This is a genomic window from uncultured Ruegeria sp., from assembly GCF_947504215.1.
In the GTDB taxonomy this organism is placed as follows: Bacteria; Pseudomonadota; Alphaproteobacteria; order Rhodobacterales; family Rhodobacteraceae; genus Ruegeria.
On sequence record NZ_CANNGO010000004.1, the window covers coordinates 162,810 to 185,965 of the forward strand.

A 23,156-nucleotide genomic window follows, 5' to 3' on the forward strand; every position below is an offset into this window, starting at 1 on the left:
ATCAGGAGTGTGATGAACGTCAGCACGATCTCGAAACCGCATGAGCGGCTCGCCGAAATTCTGAGCGGTGATATGGAGGCGGTAAACACGCTGATCCGGACCCGCATGGCGTCAGAGCATGCACCAAGGATTCCCGAAGTAACGGCGCATCTGGTCGAAGCCGGAGGTAAGCGCCTGCGCCCGATGCTCACCCTCGCCGCGGCCCGGCTGTTTGGCTATTCGGGCGAGCATCACGTGCGTCTTGCCGCAACTGTTGAGTTCATTCACACCGCGACCCTGCTGCATGACGATGTGGTGGACGAAAGCGCCCAACGGCGCGGGCGACCCACGGCAAACTTGCTGTGGGACAACAAGTCCAGCGTGTTGGTGGGCGATTACCTGTTTTCCCGCAGCTTCCAGTTGATGGTTGAAACTGGTTCCCTGCGTGTTCTGGACATCCTCGCCAATGCGTCTGCCACCATTGCCGAGGGCGAGGTGCTGCAAATGACCGCAGCCACCGACCTGAGCACGGATGAGAGTGTGTATCTGCAAGTTGTGCGCGGCAAGACAGCAGCGTTGTTTTCAGCCGCAACCGAAGTGGGCGGCGTGATCGCGGGTGCATCGGAGCAGCAGGTTCAAGCGTTGTTCAACTATGGCGATGCGTTGGGTATTGCCTTTCAGATTGCTGATGATCTGCTGGACTATCAGGGCGACAGCAAGGCGACTGGGAAAAACGTCGGCGACGATTTTCGCGAACGTAAACTGACCCTGCCGGTGATCAAAGCCGTGGCTCAGGCCACGCCCGACGAACGCGCCTTCTGGGATCGCACAATCGCGAAAGGTCGCCAGCAGGATGGTGATTTGGATCATGCAATGGCTTTGATGAACCAATACCGCACCTTGGAAGCAACCCGATCAGATGCCCTGGGTTGGACGGCCAAGGCCAAATCCGCGTTGGACGCCTTGCCTGATCACAAGATTCGGACCCTTCTGCGCGAGCTGGCCGACTACGTCGTCTCGCGCCTCAATTGAGCTGCGTCGCGCGGCACCACCACTCGGGATGCGCCGCGCCGACCTCGTAAGCTGCGAAATGGGCAGCTTTCATCGATGGATAAAGGGCGAAACACGTCGACCCTGATCCCGACATACGCGCCAGCAACACATCTCTGGTTGCGCCCAATTCTTCCAAAACTCGCCCTATCTTGGGGGCCAGTTCCACCGCAGAACTTTGCAGATCGTTCCGCTGCGCGCCCAGCCACTCGGCACAAGCATCAGATGCTTCGAAATCCGGTATTTCGTCAGGCATGGCCGAGTTCCGGCGCGTTTTCATCGCGCTGAATACCGCGCCCGTGGGTACTTCGACGCCAGGATTGACCAGCACTGAATAGAACCGAGGCAGGGTTAACGGAGTGACACGGTCGCCAATCCCTTCCATCCGAGCGGCCACTGCCTTCACGCAGACAGGAACATCCGCCCCAATAGACAAGGGTAGGTGTTGCGGCACTTCGCCCCCCTGGTCTGCAACCATCCGCAAAACTGCAGCCGCATCTGAGGACCCACCGCCGATGCCGCCGCCATGAGGCAGCACCTTGTTCAAATGAACACGCCCGGTCCAACCAACCGTCTCAGCCGCCTTCCAAACCAGATTGCGACTGTCGGTGGGAACGCCTTTGGCATGTTCGCCAGTCACCGCCAGTGACAGGTTTGGACCCGGAACAAATTCTAGTTCGTCGCCAACGTCCGCAAAAACAACCAAAGAATCCAAAAGGTGATAGCCATCGTCTCGCTGGCCGGTCACATGCAGGGTTAGGTTAACTTTTGCAGGCGCGAAGGCCTTAGTTGCCATTTGCAACCTTCAGAGGTTCTGCGCCTTCTTCAGCCAGCACCACATCCAGCCCAACTTCCAGTTTACGGCGGATACGGTCAGGGTCAGCCTCAGCATCCGTGTCCTCGGGATCGACGAAGGAGAGCGCGCGTTTCCACTGAAACTCGGCCTCGCGACCCCGACCGACAGCCCAGTACACATCGCCCAGATGATCGTTGACCACTGGATCAACCGGCATCAACTCAACTGCACGCTCCATGTGTTCAACGGCTTCGTCATAGCGACCAAGGCGGAACAGAACCCATCCGAGGCTGTCAACAATGTACCCGCTCTCGGGGCGTGCGGCGACGGCGCGCTCAATCATGTCTAGCGCCTCATCCAACTTTTCTTGCCGTTCTACCAGGGAATAGCCCAGATAATTCAGTACTTGCGGCTGATCCGGATTCAGCTCCAACGCGCGACGGAAATCGGTCTCGGCCTGATCCCAGTTCTTAAGGCGCTCATGCGATATGCCCCGGGCATAGTGCAAAAACCAGTTGCCTGCTGACGCGCTGTCAGTCAGCTCAATAGCGCGGTCGTAGGAGGTAACTGCGGCCGCATAGTTTTCCTGCCGCCGTTCCAAGTCCGCCAGTGCAACGTGAACACTCGGTAGGTCTGGTTGTTGCGTGGCCAGATTCTGAAGGACTTCAACCGCTGCATCCATCTTTCCAGAACGACCCAGAACCTCGGCCCGACCCAGCTCTGCGGCGTGGTAGTCGTTACTCTCCGTTGGCACAGTTCGATAGGCTTCAACCGCCAGGTCATATTGGCTCAGCTCATCCAACAGCTCGGCACTCAACAAGATTGCGTCGACATGGTTCGGACGCAAGAAGTTTGCTGTCCGTGCATACAACAATACGTAGTCAGGTGACGCTTCAGAATTAAGCGCGGCGCCAACCGAGAAGAAGATCTCGGCCACGCCATCCTGAGCGGATCGGACATGAGTGAACGGCAATGTCTCTCCAGCGCCCAACCGCGCCAGATAATTCTCGATCGACGGGTCACTGCCTGCGGCAAATACGTTGTTCAGGAACTCGATCGCATCTTCATCGCGATCCAGCTGAGACAACACTTCGGCACGAGCCAACGCAGCGCGGCGCGAAAATTGTGCGACGACGCCATCATTGGCTCCGAACACCGCCTCAGATCCTTCAAAATCACCGATTGAGGCCAGCGCCATTGCCTTGTGGTAAAGGGCGAACTCCTTCAGGCCTTCTTGCGTCGAGACAGTATCAAACTGTTCCATCGCCTTGGTCATCTCACCCTGACCCAAAGAGGCCCAGGCCGTCATCAACCCATCAACCAAAGGGCCAACCCCTTGTGTCTCCGGGTCTCGGGCTAGCAGGTCATCCAATTGTCCATCTGCGACCAAATTGGCCGCAATCACCATACGCGCGGCCTGGCTTGGCAGCTTCGCACCTTCGATAGTCTCGGCAATCGGCAAGGCACGCTCTATCTCGCCCAGCGCAAGACGGGCAACGACAACGCTTTCCAACAAAAGTTCATTCTGCGGATCGAATTTCAGCGCCTGAGCATAGTATTGTTCGGCAGCCGAATAATCATTCTCGTAAATCGCCTGACGACCCGCCAGATAAGATCCGGAACCCGTATCTGCATAGACCGGCATTGCGACTGTTGAAGAGAACAGCACGGCCAACACCGCGCGACGAACCAGGGAAACCACCAAAATCCTGCCTTGTTGTCATTAGACTGACAGTCAAGCTAGGGCTTTGGTCAGGAAGAGGCAATGGCAGAGCCTTCACGACCCTGCCAGTGCCCGTTTTTTCGCTTACATATTCGGGTAGTTTGGCCCATCCCCACCTTGCGGCGTGGTCCATGTGATATTCTGGCTGGGATCCTTGATGTCACAGGTTTTGCAATGCACGCAATTCTGGAAGTTGATCACGAATCGCGGCCCGTCTTCGTCCTGGACCATTTCATAGACCCCCGCCGGGCAATACCGCTGCGCCGGTTCGTCGAATTTGGGCATGTTGACCTTGACCGGAATTTCCGGGTCCGACAGGTGCAGATGGCAGGGCTGGCTTTCCTCATGGTTCGTCATCGCAAAGGACACGTTGGTCAGGCGATCAAAAGACAGTGTGCCATCCGGTTTCGGGTAATCAATCGGCTGGTGCTTGCTGGCTTCTTCCGTGACCTCCGCATCGTTTTTACCGTGCCCCATGGTGCCAAATAGCGAGAAGCCCAGCGTGTTTGTCCACATGTCCAGACCGCCCAGTGCCAGAGACGGGAACAAGCCCCATTTCGACCACATCGGCTTGACGTTGCGCACCTTCTTCAGGTCTTTGCCGATGGCGCCACCGCGCACATCGGTTTCATAGGCGGTCAGCTCATCGCCCGAACGCTCGGCCCTGATGGCATCGAATGCCGCCTCGGCCGCAGCCTTGCCTGACAGCATCGCATTATGGTTACCCTTGATGCGCGGCACATTGACCATGCCCGCAGAACAGCCCAGCAATGCCACGCCAGGTGCCACCAGTTTCGGCATCGACTGCCAGCCACCTTCGGTGATCGCTCGCGCGCCGTAAGCCACGCGCTTGCCGCCTTTCAGCAGCTCAGCCACCATCGGGTGGTGCTTAAAGCGCTGGAATTCCATGTACGGATAAAGGTGCGGGTTCTTGTAGTTCAGGTGGACCACAAACCCGACATAGACCTGATTGTTTTCAAGATGGTAAATGAACGATCCACCACCTGCGTTGCCGCCCAGAGGCCAGCCCATGGTATGCGTGACCGAGCCTTCCTTGTGTTTGGCCGGGTCAATCTCCCAGATCTCTTTCATGCCGACGCCGTATTTCTGCACTTCTTTGCCGGCAGACAGGTCATATTTGGCAATCACTTCCTTAGACAAAGATCCGCGCACACCCTCGGACAAGAAGACATATTTGCCGTGCAGTTCCATGCCCGGCTCGGTGTTGGGACCGTAGGAGCCGTCGGCTTCCAGACCAAAGACACCAGCAACCACGCCTTTTACTTCGCCGTTGTCACCGTAAACCAGTTCCGAGCAGGCCATGCCCGGGAAAATCTCAACACCCAGCTCTTCGGCCTGTTCGGCCATCCAGCGGCAGACATTGCCCATCGAGACGATGTAGTTGCCGTGGTTGTTCATCAGCGGCGGCATCGGGAAGTTGGGGATGCGGATCTTACCCGCTTCACCCAGCATATAGAAATTATCTTCGGTCACCGGCGTGTTCAACGGCGCACCTTTTTCCTTCCAGTCGGGAATCAATGCATCCAGACCGCAGGGATCGAGAACCGCACCCGACAGGATATGCGCGCCCACTTCCGAGCCTTTTTCAAGAACAACAACGTTCAGGTCGGCATCCAACTGTTTCAGACGGATGGCCGCCGACAGGCCCGCAGGACCTGCGCCCACGATCACCACATCGTATTCCATCGCTTCGCGTTCAATCTCGGCCATCGCGGGCTCCTTAGCTAACTTTCCGAATTGGCGCTCTCACCGCATGGTCTGCGCAATTTTGTTTCACGGCTGATTACCTGTTTGAAAAGACCTTGGTCAATCGAAACACGGCGTAACAAAGTCGCATTGCGGCAGTTTATGCCTCTGGCGCGTCCCCCAACAGGTATCTGGGACCACTTCCATGGGACTTAGCCCGATCATCCGGATTGTAGAGGGCGCATTTTGGCAGGCTCAGACATCCACAGCCAATGCAGCCATCCAAATTGTCGCGCAATCGCATCAAGGTGTCGATTCGCTGATCCAGATGGGAACGCAAGCTGACACTGATATCCTTCCAGTCTTTTGGCGTTGGGGTTCTATTTCCCGGCAGGCCAGAGAGAACCTCCCGGATCTCGGGCAGGGTCAACCCGAATTGCTGGGCGATCATGACAAAGCTCAGACGCCGAATGTCCGCCCGCTGATACCGCCGCTGCCCGCCAGCATTGCGCCACGGCGAGATCAATCCCTGCGCCTCGTAGTACCTTATTGCAGAAACCGCCAACCCGGTGCGCTGCGCCAATGCTCCGATTGCCAGGCCTTCAGAAACAGCCATCAGATCCTCAAAAAAAAAATATCTTGACCTAAAGTTAGGTTTAGAAATTACGGTGAGTCGAAGCAAGTCAAAAGTTGAAAAGGAAACACTATGACGGCGACACTTGAACACACCAACTTCACTGTAAGGGATCCAAAGGCATCTGCAGCATGGATGGAAAAAGTCTTTGGCTGGAAAACCCGCTGGGAAGGCGCGGCCATCGCGGGCGGCTACACGGTGCATGTTGGCGGCGCCCACACCTATCTGGCACTTTACGCCCCTTCCGATCCCAGGCCAGCAGGGGAAAGCAGCTACGATGTTGTCGGCGGGCTGAACCATGTGGGCGTTTTGGTGGAGGACATCGACGCCACCGAAGCCAAAGTCCGGGACGCCGGGTTCGACCCTCATAATCATGCCGACTACGAGCCGGGCAAGCGATTCTACTTCGACGATGACAATGGCATAGAATTCGAAGTCGTTCAGTATGATTGAGATGTTGTGGCTCGGAACCGACGCGCATCGGTGGCGACGGGGTGAGCTTCTGGGGCAACGCCACAGGCGATCCCCGCCACCTCCGAGACGGCGCTAAGTCGCGAATCCAGCGCCTCGCGGCCTTTGGCCTCTTGCAATTTACACGCCATTTGGGTCAGGTATTCGCCAACCTATCCTTCGCCCCGACGCTTTTGTGCGGCGGGGCGACTCAATTTTTGCGTGGACAAGTAGAGTATGGAAAAGATCCCAATGACGCCTTCGGGCAATGCCGCGCTCGGAGCCGAGCTTAAAAATCTCAAATCCGTCGAGCGTCCGGCGATTATCGAGGCGATTGCGACGGCTCGGGAACTTGGGGACCTGAAGGAAAACGCCGAATACCATTCGGCCCGCGAAAAGCAGGGATTCATCGAGGGCCGTATCAAAGAGCTTGAAGGCATTCTGTCGCTGGCCGATGTGATCGATCCGGCCAAGCTGTCCGGTGCGATCAAGTTTGGTGCCAAGGTCACATTGGTCGACGAAGATACCGACGAGGAAAAGACCTGGCAGATCGTTGGCGAATACGAGGCCAATATCGAAGCTGGTCTGCTGAACATTAAGTCGCCCATCGCCCGCGCGTTGATCGGCAAGGAAGAAGGCGACAGCGTCGAGGTCAGCACGCCGGGTGGCGTCCGATCTTATGAAGTTCTGAGCATCACATACGCCTGACCGGAGCACGCGTCATGTCAGGGTCAAAACCTGATCCGGAATCCGAACGACCAACATCGCTTGGCATCTACGACCGCCCTCGCGTGCCGTCTGTGACCGGAATCGAAATTGCAGCATTGGTACTCAGCCTGATCTGGCTGGTGGTGTCCGTTGTCTTTCTGGTTATGCCGGGTCAGGAACAGGGCAGCGGTCTGATTGTGACTTTTCTGGCAGTATTCATGCCTGTGGCAATGATCTGGGTTGCCGCCATGGCCATGCGTGCCAGTCGGATCATGCGCGAGGAAAGCGCCAGGTTGCAAACAGCGATTGATGCGATCCGCAATACCTATGTCATCCAACAACAGCGCGCCGCCAGCACATATGAACCGACTGTCAGCAAAAAGCTGGACGAAATTGCTCAAACCGCAAAGAAGACCGAGGATGCGCTGGCGACTTTCTCATCCAAACGCAGTGCGCCAGCGAGAGTTGCATTGCAACAGGCCGGCACCGGCGATCAAACCTCGTTGGAACTTGGCACCCCAGCAGAAGAAATCGCGCCGCCACTGACCACAGATGTTTTCGTCAAGGCCCTGAACTTTCCGGAAACGCAGGACGATACCGAAGGGTTCGACGCCCTGAGGGTGGCGTTGAAGGATCGTAAGACTGCGCAATTGGTCCAAGCCTCGCAGGATGTGCTGACACTGCTCAGCCAGGAAGGCATCTATATGGACGACCTGCGCCCCGACATGGCGAGACCTGAGGTCTGGCGGCAGTTTGCTCAAGGGGCACGCGGAAAGACGGTCGCAGCGTTGGGCGGTATTCGGGATCGTTCGTCTTTGGCACTGACCGCGGCTCGGATGAAACAGGACCCGATCTTCCGAGATGCCGCGCATCATTTTCTGCGCCGTTTCGACAATATGATTGTCGAGTTCGACTCGATCGCCAGTGATGCTGAGCTGACGGCATTGGGCGAAACCAGAACAGCGCGTGCGTTTATGTTACTTGGACGCGTGGCTGGCACGTTCGACTAGTCAGGAACAACCACCCAGCACATTTTAGTGGCGCTGTTGAACCCGAATATGTGTTTGAACGGGCCAGTCTGTTCCTGACCCATGGCCTGGAACCCTTCTCGTTCATACAAAGCGCGGGCACGTGGGTTGGTATCGATCACATCCAGTTGCACTTCGGTCATTCCGGCCTGCCGCGCCTGGGCTTTGATGGCGGCCAGCAGCGCTGTTCCCACACCTTGTCCGCGCGCCTTTGCTGCAACGAAGATGCCGTCCATCTGAAACACACCGGGTTTCAGGTCACGTTCCAGAACGCTCAGGATCAAACCGCGCCAGATCGCACCAAACCACCCGTAAACGCGGGCAAGATCGGTCATGCTGCCCCCTGCAAGACCGCCCTCTTTTGTCTTGAAGCCCGCAAGCCCCAACATCTGCCCATCCAAGTCGCGGGCAACAAGCGCGAAGTCCGGGTTCAATACGGTTTCGAAAAACGCCAAACCTTTGTCGTCGGGCCCCATGACCCGGCTCAGCTTGGCCGCGAAGGCCTGCCAGAACAGGGCAGCGGCCTGCGGTCTTTCAGCCGCAGTAAATCCACGCGAAATCGAAATTGTCACAACCCAAAACTTCCATATGGGATAAAGCGCACCAAGTCGCCGGGTTTGATATGACGTTCGCCATCTTCTATTTCAACCAACCCTTCGGCCCAACTGAGCCCGCTGATACGGCCTGACCCTTCCGAATGAAAAACTTCGACCTGACCCTCGCGAACGCGCGCGCGCAGATATTCCCGCCGCCCTGGCTTTTTGCGTTTTTCAAACGCCGCGGGAACGTCGAACCCTTGTGGTTCTGTCCAGCCCTGCCCCGACATCAGGCCCAGCGCCGGGCGGGCAAAGATCAACGTGCAGACCAGTGCAGCCACTGGATTGCCGGGCAGGCCGAAAACCGGCTTCCCCGACCACATGCCCAGAGCCAGCGGGCGTCCCGGCTTAAGCGCGATGCGCCATTCCTGCATGGCCCCAGCCTGCCGCAACAGAGCCGACACATGGTCTTCATCCCCTGCGGACGCCCCGCCGCTGGTAAGAATGACATCCGCCTGATCCGCTGCCTCATCCAAGCGAGCCTGCAGCTTGTCGCGGTCATCCGACACACGTCCCATATCAACCGGGATAAACCCTAATCGGTCAACCAGCGACAAAAGCATCGGGCGGTTGGCGTCAAAAATCTGCCCCGACCCTGCGCTGGCGCCCGGCTCCACCAATTCATCTCCGGTAGACAGGATAGCCACGCGCAACGGGCGGCGCACCAACACCTCGGAGACTCCAACCGCTGACATCAACGCCAGATCAGCAGGTGTGGCTTTACGCCCGGCACACAGGGCCACGTCGCCTTCGACCACATCCTCGCCTGGGCGCCTTGTGTTGGCGCCTTGTTTCATTGGGCCATGAAACGCAATCTGGTCATCCTGAACTGTTACGTCTTCCTCTAGAATTACAGAGTCCACACCTTTGGGCAGCGCGGCCCCTGTCAGCACGCGCAGGGCACTGCCTGCGGGGACCTCACCGGCAAACGGGATACCCGCCGCTGCGCGACCATGGGTCAACGGCATGATGCATACGCCTTCAGGGATCGGCCCCGCAAAACCATAACCGTCCACGGCTGTGTTAGGTTGCGGCGGGTTCGACCGGTTCGCAATTACATCCTCGGTCAGAACCCGCCCCATAGCTTTGGATACCGACACACGCTCAGACGATGTGACCGGGCGCAATCTGTCCTGCAATAGGGCCAGCGCCTCGTCGACCGGCGTCCAGGAGACGCCAGCGGGCAACGCGAAACAATCGTTTCGCAACGGCGGCGGTACGATGTTCGACTTGTCCTGAGATACGCCCAAAATCCAACCTTCCTCTGCGGCTGAGACATCCAATTGGCCCATCAATTCCTGATCTGTCAATTGCGACAGTGCCAGGGCGACCTGCTCGACCTGCCACGCATCCTTGATCCGTCCTTCTGGTGCAGCACCAAGGATTAGCGATGGCCAGATTTCGACGAACGCGACCGGTTTATCAAGTGGCTCGAATGGCCAGATCGACACTTGACCCTGAAACAGGCTCCGCAGCCGGTGCAACACCGGCAGACCCATCATCACCTGGCCGCCAACCGCACCTGCACCCGCCATTTGCCAGCATGTGAAGCTGCCCTTGGCCAGGCCTTCCACCTTTCGACGGTCGGGAAACGGGTTCTGATAGTCTGCTTTGGTGCGCGGCAACCCGTCGATATCCCGACGCAGGCCATTCATCCAGAACGGGCCTTTGCCGCCAAACTGCCTGTTGATCTGACCGGCTAGGTCAAAGCGATTATTGGCCGCTGGGGTGTCGCTGATATGCGCTTCCAACCACTCCCACAGGACAAGTGGATTGTCTGTCCCGGTAATCGCCTTTGCAAAGCCCGACGGGTAGCCGAATGGAAAGTCAAATCCCACAAGCACCTGTCGGTCAGCTGCAAGCTCACTTCGGATAAAACTGCTCAACCAGTCCTCAGCAACCTTCCGGTTGCGCAAATACACGGGGTCGCCTGATTGACCCCTACGCGCAACGCAAACCCAGATCGCATCCTTGCGAGGGCGTGGCCCGGTATCATTTCCACCGGACCAATCCACCATCACAAAGCTATGAAACAGTGTCACAAACCGACCTCGTCCAAAATAAAATCCGCAATTTTGGCGGTGGCGTTCAGATCAAAAACCGGGCGGTCCAGCTCCAGCGGCGTGTCGCTGGCAACAGCACGGATCGTTTCATCATCGGTGGCGATCGGAGTGTTGCCAGGTTCAGCGCGAAATGCCTCGATCTTGGGATGACCTGCGCGCTTGTACCCCTCGATCAACACGAGATCGACAGGAGAGAGACGGGCCAGCAGCGACTCCAGTGTAGGTTCTGGTGCGCCCCGCAGCTCTTGCATCAGCGCAACGCGCTGGCCCGAGGCTAATAGCACCTCATGCGCACCGGCCACCCGGTGGCGATGGCTGTCGCGGCCTGGCTGATCGACATCAAAGCTGTGGTGGGCGTGTTTGACGGTTGAAACAGTAAAGCCGCGCCCGGTGATCTCGGTCACCAGCCGCTCCATCAACCCGGTTTTACCGGCGTTTTTCCAACCGGTGACACCGTACAGCCTCATGAGTGTTCCAGCAGTTCTTTGGCCCGGTGCAGGTCTTCGGGTGTGTTGACGTTGAAGAAGGGATCAAAGGGCTCGGCCTCAAACAAGGCCTCGCGCCCGTCATGTTTGTCGGTCCACAACACCACTTTGCGCAGGCCGTTATTCAGCGCTGTGCGCAAATCATCGCGCAGGGCGACCGGCCAGAGGCCAAAGGTCGGGTGTCGATTTATCCTTTTCCTGCCGCCAGATTTCAACATGTCTTCCCCGGTCCGGGGGGTTGTCGCGAGTACAAGTGGATGTGCCTGGCCCTCAGAGGCCTGCACCAGACGAGCAACCAGATCACGTGGGAAGAACGGCGTATCCGCAGCCGCAGTGATGATGCTATCTGCCCCGAGTTCGGCAGCCCAGTCCAAACCTGCCAAAACCCCGGCCAACGGACCGGCAAAACCGTCTATCGAATCTGGAACGACCGGAAAATCCAAGTCGGCAAAACGCGCAGGATCGCCATTGGCGTTCAGCGCCAGACCGTCCACTTGGGGTCTAAGTCGATCAATGACATGGGCCAATAGGCTTTTAGTCCCGAGCTGTAGCAGGCCCTTGTCCCCACCGCCCATCCGGGTTGCCAAACCGCCCGCGAGGATCAGGCCTAATGGCTGTTTCATTTGGTGGCCCCGATCAATTGTTCACATCCTCAACTCCGCCCGGCACGATAGCGTATCTTCAGCTCAGCTGAAATGCAGATGGGTATAGGTGATGCAGAATAAACAACCACATAACCAACGTGCCTATCGAAAGCAGCGACGTCACTGAAACAGAGTGTGCCGCCAGCTCTGCTTTCTGGTCGTAGTGCTTGGCCAGAAGGAAAGCATGTTTTGCGGTTGGGACGGCGGCGGACACGGTCGCGGCAATAATCCAAAGCGGTGTCATTCCCAACGCGGCGGCGGTTACAAGCACCAAGCCGGGCAGCAAGATCAGTTTGATCAGCGATACGCCAAGGACGTACAGGCCGGTTTTCCTGATCGCCCCAAGCCGTGTTGCAAAGCCGATTGCAAACAGCGCCACTGCCGACAGCCCTTGGCCCAGGATATGCAAATAGTCGGACACGATGTCCGAAAACCCCAACCCTGTCAGCGAATAAAGAACACCCAGAAAAGCGGACAAGATGATTGGGCTTTTAAGTGCGTTGAACACCAGCGTTATCAGCCCAGCGCGGTTCTGATCCTGCGCCGACGACGCGTTTTCCAGCATCACAGTGACAACAAACAACAGAACCGCAATCACGACGATAGAGATTACTGCTGGCAGCGACCCCTTTGAGCCGAACAAGGAATGCAGAACCGGCAAAGCCACCAACCCTGCGTTTGAGGCGATAGCCAGATAAGCCAGCATCGTCGCTTCACCTGCGTTCCATCCCAGTGCGCGGCGGATCAAAATGTACAGCACCATGAACAAGCCGGCCGTCACGCCGCCGAAAGCAATCAGAAATCCGTAGTTCAAAAGCATGCTAAACTCTTCCTGCCCAATCAGCATAAACAACAGGGCTGGGATCAGGACATAAACGGCAAATTGCACAAGCACATCGGCCAGTTTCTCATCAAAAACCTTAGTGAGAGAAAAGAGGTACCCGGTGGCGATGACACCAAACACCGGCGCGATCAGGCTGACAAACTCCAAAAGTACTACCTCCGAAATTGATTGTGCTCACCAGTTCGGTCCTCGAACTGGCCATGCGCTTCTATGCGTTTCCCGAGGCGCTTTTCCTGCGGTGCTTTTTGTCCTCGACACTTACGCTCGCTGGATCCGCGTCGCGGACCAGGCGATCTTCACCCGCAAGACACACAAATCTCTGCCCTCGCATTCGGCCGATCAGCGTCAAGCCGACCTCGCGCGCGATTTCGACGCCCCATGCGGTGAAGCCGGACCGTGAAGCCAGGACTGGGATACCCATCATCGCGGTTTTGATTACCATCTCGGATGTCAAACGGCCTGTGGTATACAGGATTTTGTCCTCTGGTGCCTCACGCTCGGAGAGCATCCAGCCTGCGATCTTGTCAACGGCGTTGTGACGGCCAACGTCCTCCATGTAGACAAGCGGCCGGTTCTCCCGGCACAAAATTGTGCCATGGATCGCACCCGCCTCGAGATACAGCGACGGCGTGCGGTTGATCTTGGAGGCCAAGTCATAGAGCCATGAGGTTCGGACCGTGACCCGCGGCAGGCGCACGTCCTCCAGCCCCTCCATCATATCACCAAATACCGTCCCTACCGCGCAGCCGCTGGTGCGGGTCTTTTTCTTCAGTTTGTCTTCATACGAAGTCTCGCGCGCGGTGCGCACCACCACGGTTTCCAGATCGTCGTCATAGTCGACCCGCGTGATCTTATCATCTGATAGCAGCATCCCCTGATTGCGCAAAAACCCCAACGCCAAGTATTCAGGATAATCGCCGATGGTCATCGCAGTGACGATTTCTTGCGCATTGAGGTAAATCGTCAGCGGGCGTTCCTCGACCACCGAAATGCGGCTGACCTCTCCGTTCTGATCCACGCCCTCGACAGCACGGGTCAGACGCGGCGCACCCGGGTCTGGCGCGATGATGTAGTCCGTGACATCCAGTTCCGTGGACAATTGCAACCCTTTCCCAAGACGGCTACTGCTGCTGGCATCACCATAGGATTTAGCCATGGCAATCACCACACCCAAGTCATACTTCTGGAAGGGTTTTCGCGACGGGGCACCTTTCGTATTCGTCGCGGTTCCCTTCGGCACCTTGTTTGGCGTGTTTGCCACCGAAGCCGGGTTGAACATTATCCAGATTCTTGCCTTTTCGGCCACCGTCTTTGCAGGTGCTGCGCAATTCACGGCGCTGCAATTGCTGCAGGAACAAACGCCGACCGCGATTGTGCTGGCCTCAGCCTTGGCAGTGAACCTGCGAGTGGCGATGTATTCGGCATCTCTGACCCCCTACCTTGGGGCCGCCCCGATATGGCAAAGGGCATGTGCGGCCTATCTGACCGTGGATCAGTCTTACGCCTGCTCGATGATTCAGTTCGAAAAAGAACCTGAGATGTCCCTGCCGCAACGCATGGCGTATTTTTTTGGCTCGGTCACACCAATCACACCTCTGTGGGTGTTTGCGACCTATCTCGGGGCTGTACTCGGAACCCAGATCCCGGACAGCTGGGCGTTGGATTTCGCCCTGCCGATCACGTTTTTGGCCATGGTCGGGCCGATGATGCGCACCTTGGCGCATGTGGTTGCGGCGATTGTAGCCATTGCGGTTGCAATACTGACAGTCGGGGTTCCGTTCAACCTTGGCCTGCTGATTGCGGGTGCTGCAGGCATGATGGCGGGGGCACAGGCTGAAGTGATGATGGAGCGTCGGAAAGCATGACACAGATTGACGCGACCACCATCTGGTTCATCATCATCGGGCTGGCAATTGGCAGTTTTGCCTTGCGTTTTGCCTTTATCGGTTTTGTCGGCAATCGCCCTATGCCGCCCTGGCTGCTGCGCCATCTTCGGTACACTGCGGTGGCTATCTTGCCTGCCCTGATCGCCCCGTTGGTCGTCTGGCCATCGGCGACTGAAGGTCAGCCCGACGTGGCTCGTATGGCCGCCGCCGCCGTGACACTGGCGGTCGGGCTAATCACCAAGAGTGTGCTGGCGGCGATCTTCACCGGCGCAGGCACGCTCTATGGTTTGCTGTATCTATTGGGTTGACGTCGCGCTCAGTTGATTGAGGCGTGCATTGTTGGCGGCAAGACCTGCTTGCAGATCGGCATCATCGTTCTCGCGGTACTCTTCCGTGACAACACCGGGTATCTGGCCGAATTGTTCCGAGAGTTTGACGGGGAAAAAGGTGACGTCGATCTGTTCGAACCCGGGCACCTGCTTCAGGATGCTGGCCGTCGAGTTTGCGCAATATGCGCCTGCGACCGGACCACTCTGCTTGGCCAGTTGAAGTGCAATCTCAGCCTGCTGAGGCGTAACCTGGATCGTCTGGATACGAGCATAGTGCGTTTCGCGAGCATGCGAGCTTCGATAGGCCTGCTCGACAGCCGGAGTGATCCCATAAAGCACGTCATCGACAACCGGTACCACATCCGCCCGGAATGACCCCGCAGGATCGAAGATTACCCGTTCACTGCCGCCGATCATCAAAGACGTATGCGCCCCGGACCCGGTGCGCGTATTGATCATCGTATACAACGTCAGAGTTGATGGACCGGGATCGCGGTATGACCGGGCTATAACCTCAGCCTGATCCGCCTGCGGCCGCTTCGACCCGGCGCAACCTGCAACCGTGGCTGCCAGCAGGCAGACAATCAAAATCCTGAACACAGCCGCCCCCGGTAAAATCTACGACGCGAAGACTGCCAGAAACACGCAAAGGATTGCGATGGCGACTACGCACCATGTGGTGGCCTTGATAAACCCGTCAAATGTTTTGGTTTGAACGGTAATGTCCATGTCGCCGTGCTTGTGTTCAGCCATGTGTCTAAGATTCCCAATTCGCATGTTTGATATGTTGGATAATAGAAAACGAAGGGCCTGTCACCACGTCATTCGCGCGCAGGTCCGCGCTCTGCGAAAACCGAACATCCGGCGTAGCCAAAGCCCCACCGCCATGGAAGACCGCTGCACGGCCCTCCGCCGAAACGGACAGCCCCGAACATGGCATCGGCAGTTATGGAATGCACAGACCTGACTTGATCGGGCGTCAGGTCATAGCGTTGGGCGTACTCGTCGGCATGGCTATCGCCATGATCCCTAACGCAAGACCGTAAGGTCTCGTCAGCGGACAGTCGAGCATCATAGCTGTCTTCCGCCCGCAGCGCGCCGCCCGCATTGTGGTAGGCCCGATCATGGATCATACAGCAGTCTTCCCACGGCGGTTGTGTCTCATACAGCTCGCCAATTTGCGGGAACGTTTTGGCAACCCACCGCCAACTTGTCGACAACCCGCCCGAGCATCCGTCGGTTTCAAACGGTGTCAGATCAACCACGTCTCGCTGCGCTATCAAAGCGTGATGGGCCGGCATTTCAAAGCTGCGCATCAAGTCCTGAGCTGACGCGCAGATTGGCAGAACTAGAAAAACCAAGGCCAGGCTAGGGGCTTTCATCACGCATCGCCTCAGTATCGACCTGCATTCCGAACGTGGTGGCCAGCCACAGCATCAGCCTTTCACCGGGTCCCATTTCCGCGCGAACGCGCAGCACCTCTTTTGCCATGGCCGGGCGATCCGTGATCAGGCCATCCACACCCATCGAGGCCATTGCGGACATCTGCAGCGGATCATTCACCGTCCACACATAGATATCCTTGCCCGCTTCATGGACCGAGCGGACAAGACCCGGCGATACCATCGCAGCGTTGACAGCTACAAAGTCGCCCTCGAGCCCCGCCAGATCACCGATCGCTGTTGCAGCCAACACACCTGCTCGCCAATCCGGGCGCAGGGTCTTCATCTTTTGAACGGCGGGGTACTTCAGCGACATGGTGGCGATATCGTCCTGCATCCCCAATTCCTCGACCAAACCGGCGACCCGGTTTTCCAGATCAACGTCATGGCCATAATACTTCAATTCGATGATGACCTTGGCCCGGCCCTTTGCCGCAAGCAGCACGTCATGCAAAGTCGGAGAACGCTCCACGGCATATTCTGGTCCGTACCAACTGCCTATATCGATCTCCGCCACATCCTCCATCGTGGCATCCCACACCTTGAGGTTCACGCCAGCAAGTTTCATGAAATCGCTGTCATGGGCAACGATAACAACGTCATCTGCCGTTTCCTGCACATCGATCTCGACCCAGTCTGCGCCATCTTCGATCGCTTTCAGAACCGAGGCCATGGTGTTTTCGGGTCGCAATGCCGCCGCGCCACGGTGGCCAATGACATCGGCGTGATCCGGGGCCTGAACACGCTCTAGCAATCCCTGCCCTAACCACAGGCCGATCAACACGGCAGCAGCCGCCGCGCTGACGGTTACGAAAACGGGTGCCTTAATCTGTCGCGGTTCGGGATGCTGAAAGTCTTTTGTTTGGGTATCAAAAAAGCCGTCCAGCAGAACAGCCAGAGCCCCCAGCGCAGTGGCCGCCAAAATCAGACCTGCCAAGGACCACAACCCCGCGACAACCAAGCTGAGTATCAGCGCTAGTCTCAGGTTCACACCGTCTTGCAGCGGCACAAGCCCGAAAAGCACGCCAGCCACCGCAGCGATCAGCGCCGCAACAACCAGGCGCAGGCCCAACCAAAGGGCCAGCTCGACCTTCAGGCGACCGCGTTTCCCATCCATCCGCCGCGTGCTTTCGTCAAACGCCGCCTTGGGGGCACAATCTTCGAAAAGGACCAGATGCAAAGCCAGCGCCCAAGCTGACAGTCGACGGATCAGCACCCAGGCCAAAGAAAGAACCACGACGCCAATCAGAATGACCGCGAGCCAAAATGCTGGCGGATGAAACGTCAGGTAGTAGTTGATGTCATATTCGGTCAGCGTCCACCACGCGATCAAACCCGCAACGGCCACAAATGGCAGCGCCAGAAGCAACACGCGGAAAATGAAACGTACTGCGAACCCAAACAAAGCCGGCAGGCGGGACAGGATCAGGCCGATAGCCGCGCTGCCTGCTCGCCACGGGTCGCTTTCCCCCATGCGCAGCGATCCGGCCATGACCGAGAAGACAAAAACTTCGGCCAGCAAAAACAGACTGAGTACGACAATGGCCGCGATAAACCCGGCAGGTGAAAGCAGGAACATTGCGATGTCCTGGTCTGTCAGTGCGGACTGGTTGGACAAGGACACCGCAAGATTGACCGCGATGGCGACGCCCGGTGCGATCAATGCAACCAGCAACAATCGCACCGCAATATAGATCGGCCAGAACACCCGCCGCCGTTCCCAGGCCCCGGCATAGGCATTTGTAACGGCAGAGAAATAGCTCACGCGGCGGCCTCCTGAATGGTGAACTCATTCAAGGCTGCGCCAACGTGAATTGCAAGTCAGACGGTTAGGTTTCTTCCAGATCCGCGGCCAGCCGGAACCCGATACGATTGGCTGGTTTGTCTTCGACCGATTTTGGCAGGGCCCGCAGCATGACGTTCAGTTGGCTGACATGCTGCACCAGTTGGGTCCGCGCGCCTGTCCCGTCCGAGCCATAAAAGGTGATGATATCCGGGTCGAAATACCCCATCCCTTCGATGCGCATCACACCTGCATCACCTCCGGTAAAGCCCATGGCGACCTCCTGATCACCATCCAGCGTCTTTTCGAAATTCTGAATATAGAGGATCAGGCGCTCATAGGCCCATTGTGCCGGGCTTTTGTTGGCAACCGGTGTTTGCAGCGTTTCCGGCAGATCCTTCGATCCGGATTCAGCCTCGGGGTTCGAATGGACCTCATAACAACGCGGCAGCGCTGCTGCTTCGGCGGCCTCGGCTGACGTTTCGATCTTGTCCTGCATTCCTCATCCCTTGCGTTGGTACACCCACGCCCCATCCGCGCGGCGCGTCCGGGTTACAGCTCCAATGTGGTGAAGATGGTTCACGTGTGCAACCGCTTCGACCAAAGCAAGACCATACTCCTCTTCACGTATCGTGCGTTTGAACAAGGGTGCAAAGCATTCCGAGGCGGCTTTGGGCGTTTCCAGATCGTCCAACAGGCGCGTCAGCGCGCCGTGATGGTTATCAATCAATTGCCGCATCCGTGTCGGTAACCCGGTAAAAGGCAGTTTATGGCCACCCAGAACCAGATGATCGGGATGGGCCAACGGCTGCAACCTCTCGCAGGCCTCAAGCCAGTCCGCGACCGGGTTCGCCATGGGTTCGGTAGCGTACACACCCAGATTGGGGCTGATGGAGCTTAGGACCTGATCTCCGGTCAGGACAAGACTGTCATCCCGGCTCCAGAATGTCGCGTGTTCGGGTGCATGACCATTGCCCATATGCACATCCCAATCGCGGCCGCCCATGCGGATCACATCACCCTGTTTGATCCGAGTGAACCCCAGGGGCATAGGATAGACAGTGTCAGCAAAGTTGAACGGGCGATCCGCCATTCGTTTGGCCAAAATCTCGGGCGTCATGCCCGCGCTGCGATAGAACTCGAGCGTTTCCGAAGGCCAGTTTTCCTGCACGTCCAGCGTCAGCATGCGCGCAAACAGCCAGGCGGTGCGGCTTGCCACCAACTCAGCACCATGCTCGGACTGAAACCAACCGGCATTGCCGACATGATCCGGGTGATGGTGGGTGACCACGGCCCGGTTCACTGGTTTTCCCGCCAACGGGCCCGCCAGCAGTGTTTCCCAGATGCCCCGCGTCTTTTTCGACGACACGCCCGTGTCGATCACCGTCCAACCGTCACCATCGTCCAGCGCATAGACGTTGACGTGATCCAAGGCCATGGGCAGTGGCAGCCGCATCCACAACACACCCTCGGCGATTTCGATGGCCTCGCCGGATGCAGGCGGTTCAGACCACGGATATCGGATCGTCGGGGGGTGTTCGTCGTCCATCACGCAACCAAATCGTCGGCGCTGAGCGCAAACAAATCCTCTGCCCCGCTTTGTGCCTGGGCCAAAAGGCCCGAGTGTTCGGGAAGCAGTGCATTGATGTAATAGCGCGCCAGCTTGGCCCTTGGCCCATCAGGGTCGGCAAGTGCGGCAGACAGATGGTAATGCCCACCCAGCACACGCGCAAAGGCGTTCAGATAGGCCACAGCCCCAGCAAAACGGTTGTTCATGTCATCCTGCGAAACCAACCATTCTGTCGCCTCACGCAGCGACTCACTGGCTTCCCAGACCGGTCCTGCAAGCTCGGGCAGGGTTGCACGGGCTTTTTCCGCCTGGCCTTCAATCTCGTCCAACAGGCGCGAGGCTGCCTCACCGCCGTCCATCATTTTGCGAGCGACAAGATCCATCGCCTGAATACCGTTGGTGCCTTCGTAAATCGCCGTGACACGCACATCCCGATAATACTGCGCAGCTCCGGTCTCTTCGATGAAGCCCATGCCGCCATGCACCTGCACCCCGGTTTCAGCCACGCGCATGCCAGTCTGCGTGCCAAAGGCCTTACCGATCGGCGTCAGCAGAGCTGCGCGCGCAGCCCAATCCGCGTCACCGGTCGCATGTGCCATATCGATAGCGGCTGCGTTGGCCAGCATGATGGCCCGAGCGGCGAATACATCGGCGCGCATTTCGGTCAGCATCCGCCGCACATCCGCATGATCGATGATTGTGCCCGAAGGTGTTTTGCCCTGCTTGCGCTCCAAAGCGTAGGTCATAGCATGTTGATACGCACCTTCCGCGGCGCCAACCCCCTGCCCGCCAACGCCAAGGCGCGCGTTGTTCATCATGGTGAACATCGCCGCCATACCGCCGTTTTCCTTGCCAACCAGCCATCCGGTTGCGCCGTCATATTGCATCACACAAGTCGGAGAGCCGTGCAGACCCATCTTGTGTTCCAGCGACACAACTTTCAGATCATTGGCCACGCCCGGATTGCCATTTTCATCCGGCAAGTACTTTGGCACCAGAAACAGAGAAATCCCTTTTGTGCCCGGTACGGCATCAGGCAAACGGGCCAGAACGAGATGGCAAATGTTCTCGCAGAAATCATTGTCACCCCAGGAGATATAGATCTTTTGCCCGGCTACGGCATAGGTGCCATCCCCGTTCGGCTGGGCCTTCGAGGACAATGCACCCACATCCGAGCCGGCCTGCGGCTCTGTCAGGTTCATGGTCCCCGACCAGTCTCCTGAAATCAGTTTGGGCAGGTACAACGCCTTAAGCGCGTCATCCGCGTGATGTTCCAGTGCTTCAATCTGACCCTGTGTCATCAGCGGTGCCAATTGCAGTGACAGGCACGCGGCGCTCATCATTTCGTTCACCGCAGTTGTTACGGTCATGGGCAACCCCATGCCGCCATGCTCGGGATCACTGCTCATCCCGATCCAACCGCCTTCGGCGATTGCCTTCCATCCGTCGCCATATCCCGGTGACGTACGCAGCACACCGTTCTCTAGACGTGCAGGTTCAAGATCGCCAGGACGCTGAAGCGGGGCCAGAATCTCTTCGCACATTTTGCCCGCTTCGGACAGGATCGCACTGACAACATCCGGGCTGGCATCTTCGAATTTTTCGGTTGATGCAATCTGATCGAACCCCACCACTTTGCTTAGCAGGAATTCGTAGTCTGAAATCGGGGCGCGATATGGCATGGTTTGCCTCTGGGTATGTCTAAAAGGATTGCGCAGGTGGGCTTGGATTCCGTGTCCTACGCCGGTATTCATCTGTGCTTTGATGAATTACCTACCCTTCCCTATGTTGCAAGCAACCAAAACGCGGCGTCACCAGACATGATCCCCACCACACTTGACCTGACAGCCGACCCACAAGGCATAGCACGTGCCGCAGATCTGCTGCGGCAAGGCTTGCTCGTCGCCTTTGCAACCGAAACCGTCTACGGCCTGGGAGGAGATGCCCGGAACGGACTAGCCGTAGCTTCGATCTACGAGGCAAAGGGACGGCCCAGCTTCAACCCGCTGATTGCCCATGTCGCTTCGGTTCAGGCAGCACAACGGTTTGTAGAGTGGTCCGATAAGGCTCAAATGCTGGCGGATGCCTTTTGGCCTGGTCCTTTGACGCTGGTCCTGCCGCTGCGGGAGGGGAGCGGAATCTCCGCTTTGGTCACAGCAGGGTTGGATACTTTAGCTGTCCGTGTGCCTGCGCACCACACGGCCAGAGCCTTGCTGGCAGAGTTCGACGGCCCGGTGGCTGCGCCTTCGGCCAACCTGTCTGGTCAGATCAGTCCCACGACAGCCGAACATGCACGTGCGGGTCTTGGCGGGCGCATTGCCGCGATACTGGACGACGGCCCGTGCGGTGTAGGGCTCGAATCCACAATCGTTGGTCTTGTAGAAGAACCAACCTTGTTGCGCCCTGGTGGCGTCGCTCTGGAACAGATTGAGGCGGTTCTGAATGCCCGCTTACACCTGCACCAATCCGGCGACTTGCTGACCGCCCCCGGCCAATTGCAATCTCATTATGCCCCGGACGCGCCGGTTCGATTGAACGTGCGTACACGGCAGGGCGATGAAATCCTGCTTGGCTTTGGTTCTGTTGAGTGCGATTTGAACCTGTCAACCAAGGGTGATCTGACCGAAGCGGCATCAAATCTGTTTGCGGCTTTACACAAGTTGAACGAAACGGGCCGCCCGATTGCCGTGTCCCCGATCCCGAACACTGATCTGGGCGCCGCAATCAACGACCGTTTGCACCGCGCCGCCGCGCCGCGCGACAGCTGATCAGGCGCGACCGGCGCTAGCCGACAGTGTCAACGGATCAACACCAAGCGTCGCCAAAGCTGCCGCCCATTTTTCGTCATCAGGCACATCAAATACAAGATTCGATGTCGCCTCGGTCGTTAGCCAGCCATTCATTCCGATTTCGTCTTCCAACTGATCAGGCCCCCACCCGGAATACCCCAACGCCAGCATCGAATTCAGCGGTCCGCGCCCCGAGGACAGATCTTCAAGCACATCCAGCGTGGCTGTCATGCTGAAATCCTCGGATATCTGCATGGAGTGCAGATTGGCCTCATAATCTGCACTGTGCAGAACAAAGCCGCGCGACATTTCGACCGGACCGCCGAAATGGACCAGTCTTTCACCAACCACTGGGATATTGCATGCGATGTTCAGCTGGCCCAGCAGCGTTTTAATGCGTAGATCCGAGGGCTTGTTGATGATCAGCCCCATCGCACCATCTTCGCCATGGCTACACATATATACGACCGAGTGATCGAAGCGCGGATCACCCATGCCAGGCATCGCAATCAACAGTTTTCCGGTCAGGTCCATGGTCGGGCATCTCTTGATGTGTACCCTTCAACAATGACCCTGCGGCATGTGGATTGGCAAGGGAGCAACGGGTATTTCGCCAGATTTCATTCAAGTGACCGGAACGTGACTTGGAA

At 57.7% G+C, this 23,156-nt stretch carries 25 protein-coding genes; 7 read left to right on the forward strand and 18 right to left on the reverse strand.

All coding sequences use genetic code 11. The features are described 5' to 3' along the window. Positions 1-12 precede the first annotated feature (12 nt). Positions 13-1,011 carry a polyprenyl synthetase family protein gene (locus Q1B21_RS09780; RefSeq protein ID WP_299888908.1) on the forward strand — a complete coding sequence of 333 codons (999 nt, stop codon included), beginning with the start codon at positions 13-15 and terminating at the stop codon, positions 1,009-1,011. Here the strand turns inward: Q1B21_RS09780 and Q1B21_RS09785 are convergent. From Q1B21_RS09785 to soxR, 4 genes are all read right to left on the reverse strand, one after another. Next, positions 1,004-1,825: a 4-(cytidine 5'-diphospho)-2-C-methyl-D-erythritol kinase gene (locus tag Q1B21_RS09785; RefSeq protein WP_299888910.1), complete on the reverse strand. Its 822-nt coding sequence runs from the start codon at positions 1,823-1,825 to the stop codon at positions 1,004-1,006. The two genes, Q1B21_RS09780 and Q1B21_RS09785, sit on opposite strands and share 8 nt — an antisense overlap. Then, complete coding sequence (locus tag Q1B21_RS09790; protein ID WP_299888912.1) at positions 1,815-3,527, reverse strand: tetratricopeptide repeat protein; 1,713 nt, start codon at positions 3,525-3,527, stop codon at positions 1,815-1,817. The genes Q1B21_RS09785 and Q1B21_RS09790 overlap by 11 nt, the downstream gene beginning before the upstream one ends. A gap of 105 nt (positions 3,528-3,632) precedes the next feature. After that, positions 3,633-5,279: an electron transfer flavoprotein-ubiquinone oxidoreductase gene (locus Q1B21_RS09795; protein WP_299888914.1), complete on the reverse strand. Its 1,647-nt coding sequence runs from the start codon at positions 5,277-5,279 to the stop codon at positions 3,633-3,635. A gap of 136 nt (positions 5,280-5,415) precedes the next feature. Then, entirely contained in the window at positions 5,416-5,871 is a 456-nt protein-coding gene (gene soxR / locus Q1B21_RS09800; RefSeq protein ID WP_298935363.1) for a redox-sensitive transcriptional activator SoxR, read from the reverse strand. 90 nt (positions 5,872-5,961) lie between these two features. Between soxR and Q1B21_RS09805 the strand changes: the two genes are divergently transcribed. The 3 genes from Q1B21_RS09805 (at position 5,962) to Q1B21_RS09815 (ending at position 8,057) form a co-directional block, all read left to right on the forward strand. Continuing rightward, a complete protein-coding gene (locus tag Q1B21_RS09805) occupies positions 5,962-6,342 on the forward strand; it encodes a VOC family protein (RefSeq protein WP_298935364.1) in 381 nt (126 codons plus the stop codon). Between the two features lie 234 nt (positions 6,343-6,576). Next, complete coding sequence (greA, locus tag Q1B21_RS09810; RefSeq protein WP_298935365.1) at positions 6,577-7,047, forward strand: transcription elongation factor GreA; 471 nt, start codon at positions 6,577-6,579, stop codon at positions 7,045-7,047. Between the two features lie 14 nt (positions 7,048-7,061). Next, positions 7,062-8,057, forward strand: a complete 996-nt coding sequence (locus Q1B21_RS09815) for a hypothetical protein (protein ID WP_299888917.1) — start codon at positions 7,062-7,064, stop codon at positions 8,055-8,057. On the opposite strand, the gene Q1B21_RS09820 is transcribed toward Q1B21_RS09815, so the two are convergent. The 6 genes from Q1B21_RS09820 to Q1B21_RS09845 form a co-directional block, all read right to left on the reverse strand. Further along, complete coding sequence (locus Q1B21_RS09820) at positions 8,054-8,647, reverse strand: GNAT family N-acetyltransferase (protein ID WP_299888919.1); 594 nt, start codon at positions 8,645-8,647, stop codon at positions 8,054-8,056. The two genes, Q1B21_RS09815 and Q1B21_RS09820, sit on opposite strands and share 4 nt — an antisense overlap. Next, positions 8,644-10,689 (reverse strand): gephyrin-like molybdotransferase Glp, encoded by a 2,046-nt coding sequence (gene glp, locus Q1B21_RS09825; RefSeq protein WP_299889186.1) that lies wholly within the window; start codon positions 10,687-10,689, stop codon positions 8,644-8,646. Before glp ends, Q1B21_RS09820 begins: the two co-directional genes overlap by 4 nt. A 20-nt stretch (positions 10,690-10,709) precedes the next feature. Further along, entirely contained in the window at positions 10,710-11,201 is a 492-nt protein-coding gene (gene mobB, locus Q1B21_RS09830; protein ID WP_299888921.1) for a molybdopterin-guanine dinucleotide biosynthesis protein B, read from the reverse strand. Next, the gene (gene mobA / locus Q1B21_RS09835) at positions 11,198-11,842 is read right to left on the reverse strand and encodes a molybdenum cofactor guanylyltransferase MobA (protein WP_298935369.1); all 645 of its coding nucleotides are present in this window, start codon (positions 11,840-11,842) and stop codon (positions 11,198-11,200) included. The genes mobB and mobA overlap by 4 nt, the downstream gene beginning before the upstream one ends. 58 nt (positions 11,843-11,900) lie before the next feature. Next, positions 11,901-12,854, reverse strand: a complete 954-nt coding sequence (locus tag Q1B21_RS09840; RefSeq protein WP_299888924.1) for an AEC family transporter — start codon at positions 12,852-12,854, stop codon at positions 11,901-11,903. 61 nt (positions 12,855-12,915) lie between these two features. Then, complete coding sequence (locus Q1B21_RS09845) at positions 12,916-13,863, reverse strand: formate dehydrogenase accessory sulfurtransferase FdhD (RefSeq protein ID WP_299888926.1); 948 nt, start codon at positions 13,861-13,863, stop codon at positions 12,916-12,918. On the opposite strand from Q1B21_RS09845, the gene Q1B21_RS09850 reads away from it, so the two are divergent. Continuing rightward, on the forward strand, positions 13,862-14,572 hold the full coding sequence (locus Q1B21_RS09850; protein WP_299888928.1) for an AzlC family ABC transporter permease: 711 nt from the start codon (positions 13,862-13,864) through the stop codon (positions 14,570-14,572). The two genes, Q1B21_RS09845 and Q1B21_RS09850, sit on opposite strands and share 2 nt — an antisense overlap. Further along, positions 14,569-14,901 carry an AzlD domain-containing protein gene (locus Q1B21_RS09855; protein ID WP_299888930.1) on the forward strand — a complete coding sequence of 111 codons (333 nt, stop codon included), beginning with the start codon at positions 14,569-14,571 and terminating at the stop codon, positions 14,899-14,901. The genes Q1B21_RS09850 and Q1B21_RS09855 overlap by 4 nt, the downstream gene beginning before the upstream one ends. On the opposite strand, the gene Q1B21_RS09860 is transcribed toward Q1B21_RS09855, so the two are convergent. The 7 genes from Q1B21_RS09860 to Q1B21_RS09890 form a co-directional block, all read right to left on the reverse strand. Beyond that, complete coding sequence (locus Q1B21_RS09860) at positions 14,890-15,522, reverse strand: hypothetical protein (RefSeq protein WP_299080621.1); 633 nt, start codon at positions 15,520-15,522, stop codon at positions 14,890-14,892. The genes Q1B21_RS09855 and Q1B21_RS09860 overlap by 12 nt on opposite strands. Positions 15,523-15,540: 18 nt before the next feature. Further along, entirely contained in the window at positions 15,541-15,675 is a 135-nt protein-coding gene (locus Q1B21_RS09865; protein WP_299888933.1) for an aa3-type cytochrome c oxidase subunit IV, read from the reverse strand. A gap of 68 nt (positions 15,676-15,743) precedes the next feature. Beyond that, positions 15,744-16,304 (reverse strand): hypothetical protein, encoded by a 561-nt coding sequence (locus tag Q1B21_RS09870; RefSeq protein WP_298935377.1) that lies wholly within the window; start codon positions 16,302-16,304, stop codon positions 15,744-15,746. Next, the gene (locus tag Q1B21_RS09875) at positions 16,291-18,129 is read right to left on the reverse strand and encodes a glycerophosphodiester phosphodiesterase family protein (RefSeq protein WP_299888935.1); all 1,839 of its coding nucleotides are present in this window, start codon (positions 18,127-18,129) and stop codon (positions 16,291-16,293) included. Before Q1B21_RS09875 ends, Q1B21_RS09870 begins: the two co-directional genes overlap by 14 nt. Before the next feature lie 64 nt (positions 18,130-18,193). Further along, positions 18,194-18,646 carry a DUF6173 family protein gene (locus Q1B21_RS09880; protein WP_299888937.1) on the reverse strand — a complete coding sequence of 151 codons (453 nt, stop codon included), beginning with the start codon at positions 18,644-18,646 and terminating at the stop codon, positions 18,194-18,196. A gap of 3 nt (positions 18,647-18,649) precedes the next feature. Then, entirely contained in the window at positions 18,650-19,696 is a 1,047-nt protein-coding gene (locus Q1B21_RS09885) for an MBL fold metallo-hydrolase (protein ID WP_299888939.1), read from the reverse strand. After that, positions 19,696-21,399, reverse strand: coding sequence for an acyl-CoA dehydrogenase (locus Q1B21_RS09890; protein ID WP_299888941.1), 1,704 nt, complete (start codon positions 21,397-21,399; stop codon positions 19,696-19,698). Before Q1B21_RS09890 ends, Q1B21_RS09885 begins: the two co-directional genes overlap by 1 nt. A gap of 138 nt (positions 21,400-21,537) precedes the next feature. Between Q1B21_RS09890 and Q1B21_RS09895 the strand changes: the two genes are divergently transcribed. Beyond that, positions 21,538-22,485, forward strand: a complete 948-nt coding sequence (locus Q1B21_RS09895) for an L-threonylcarbamoyladenylate synthase (protein ID WP_299889189.1) — start codon at positions 21,538-21,540, stop codon at positions 22,483-22,485. On the opposite strand, the gene Q1B21_RS09900 is transcribed toward Q1B21_RS09895, so the two are convergent. Beyond that, a complete protein-coding gene (locus Q1B21_RS09900) occupies positions 22,486-23,040 on the reverse strand; it encodes a YqgE/AlgH family protein (protein WP_299888943.1) in 555 nt (184 codons plus the stop codon). Between the last annotated feature and the right edge of the window lie 116 nt (positions 23,041-23,156).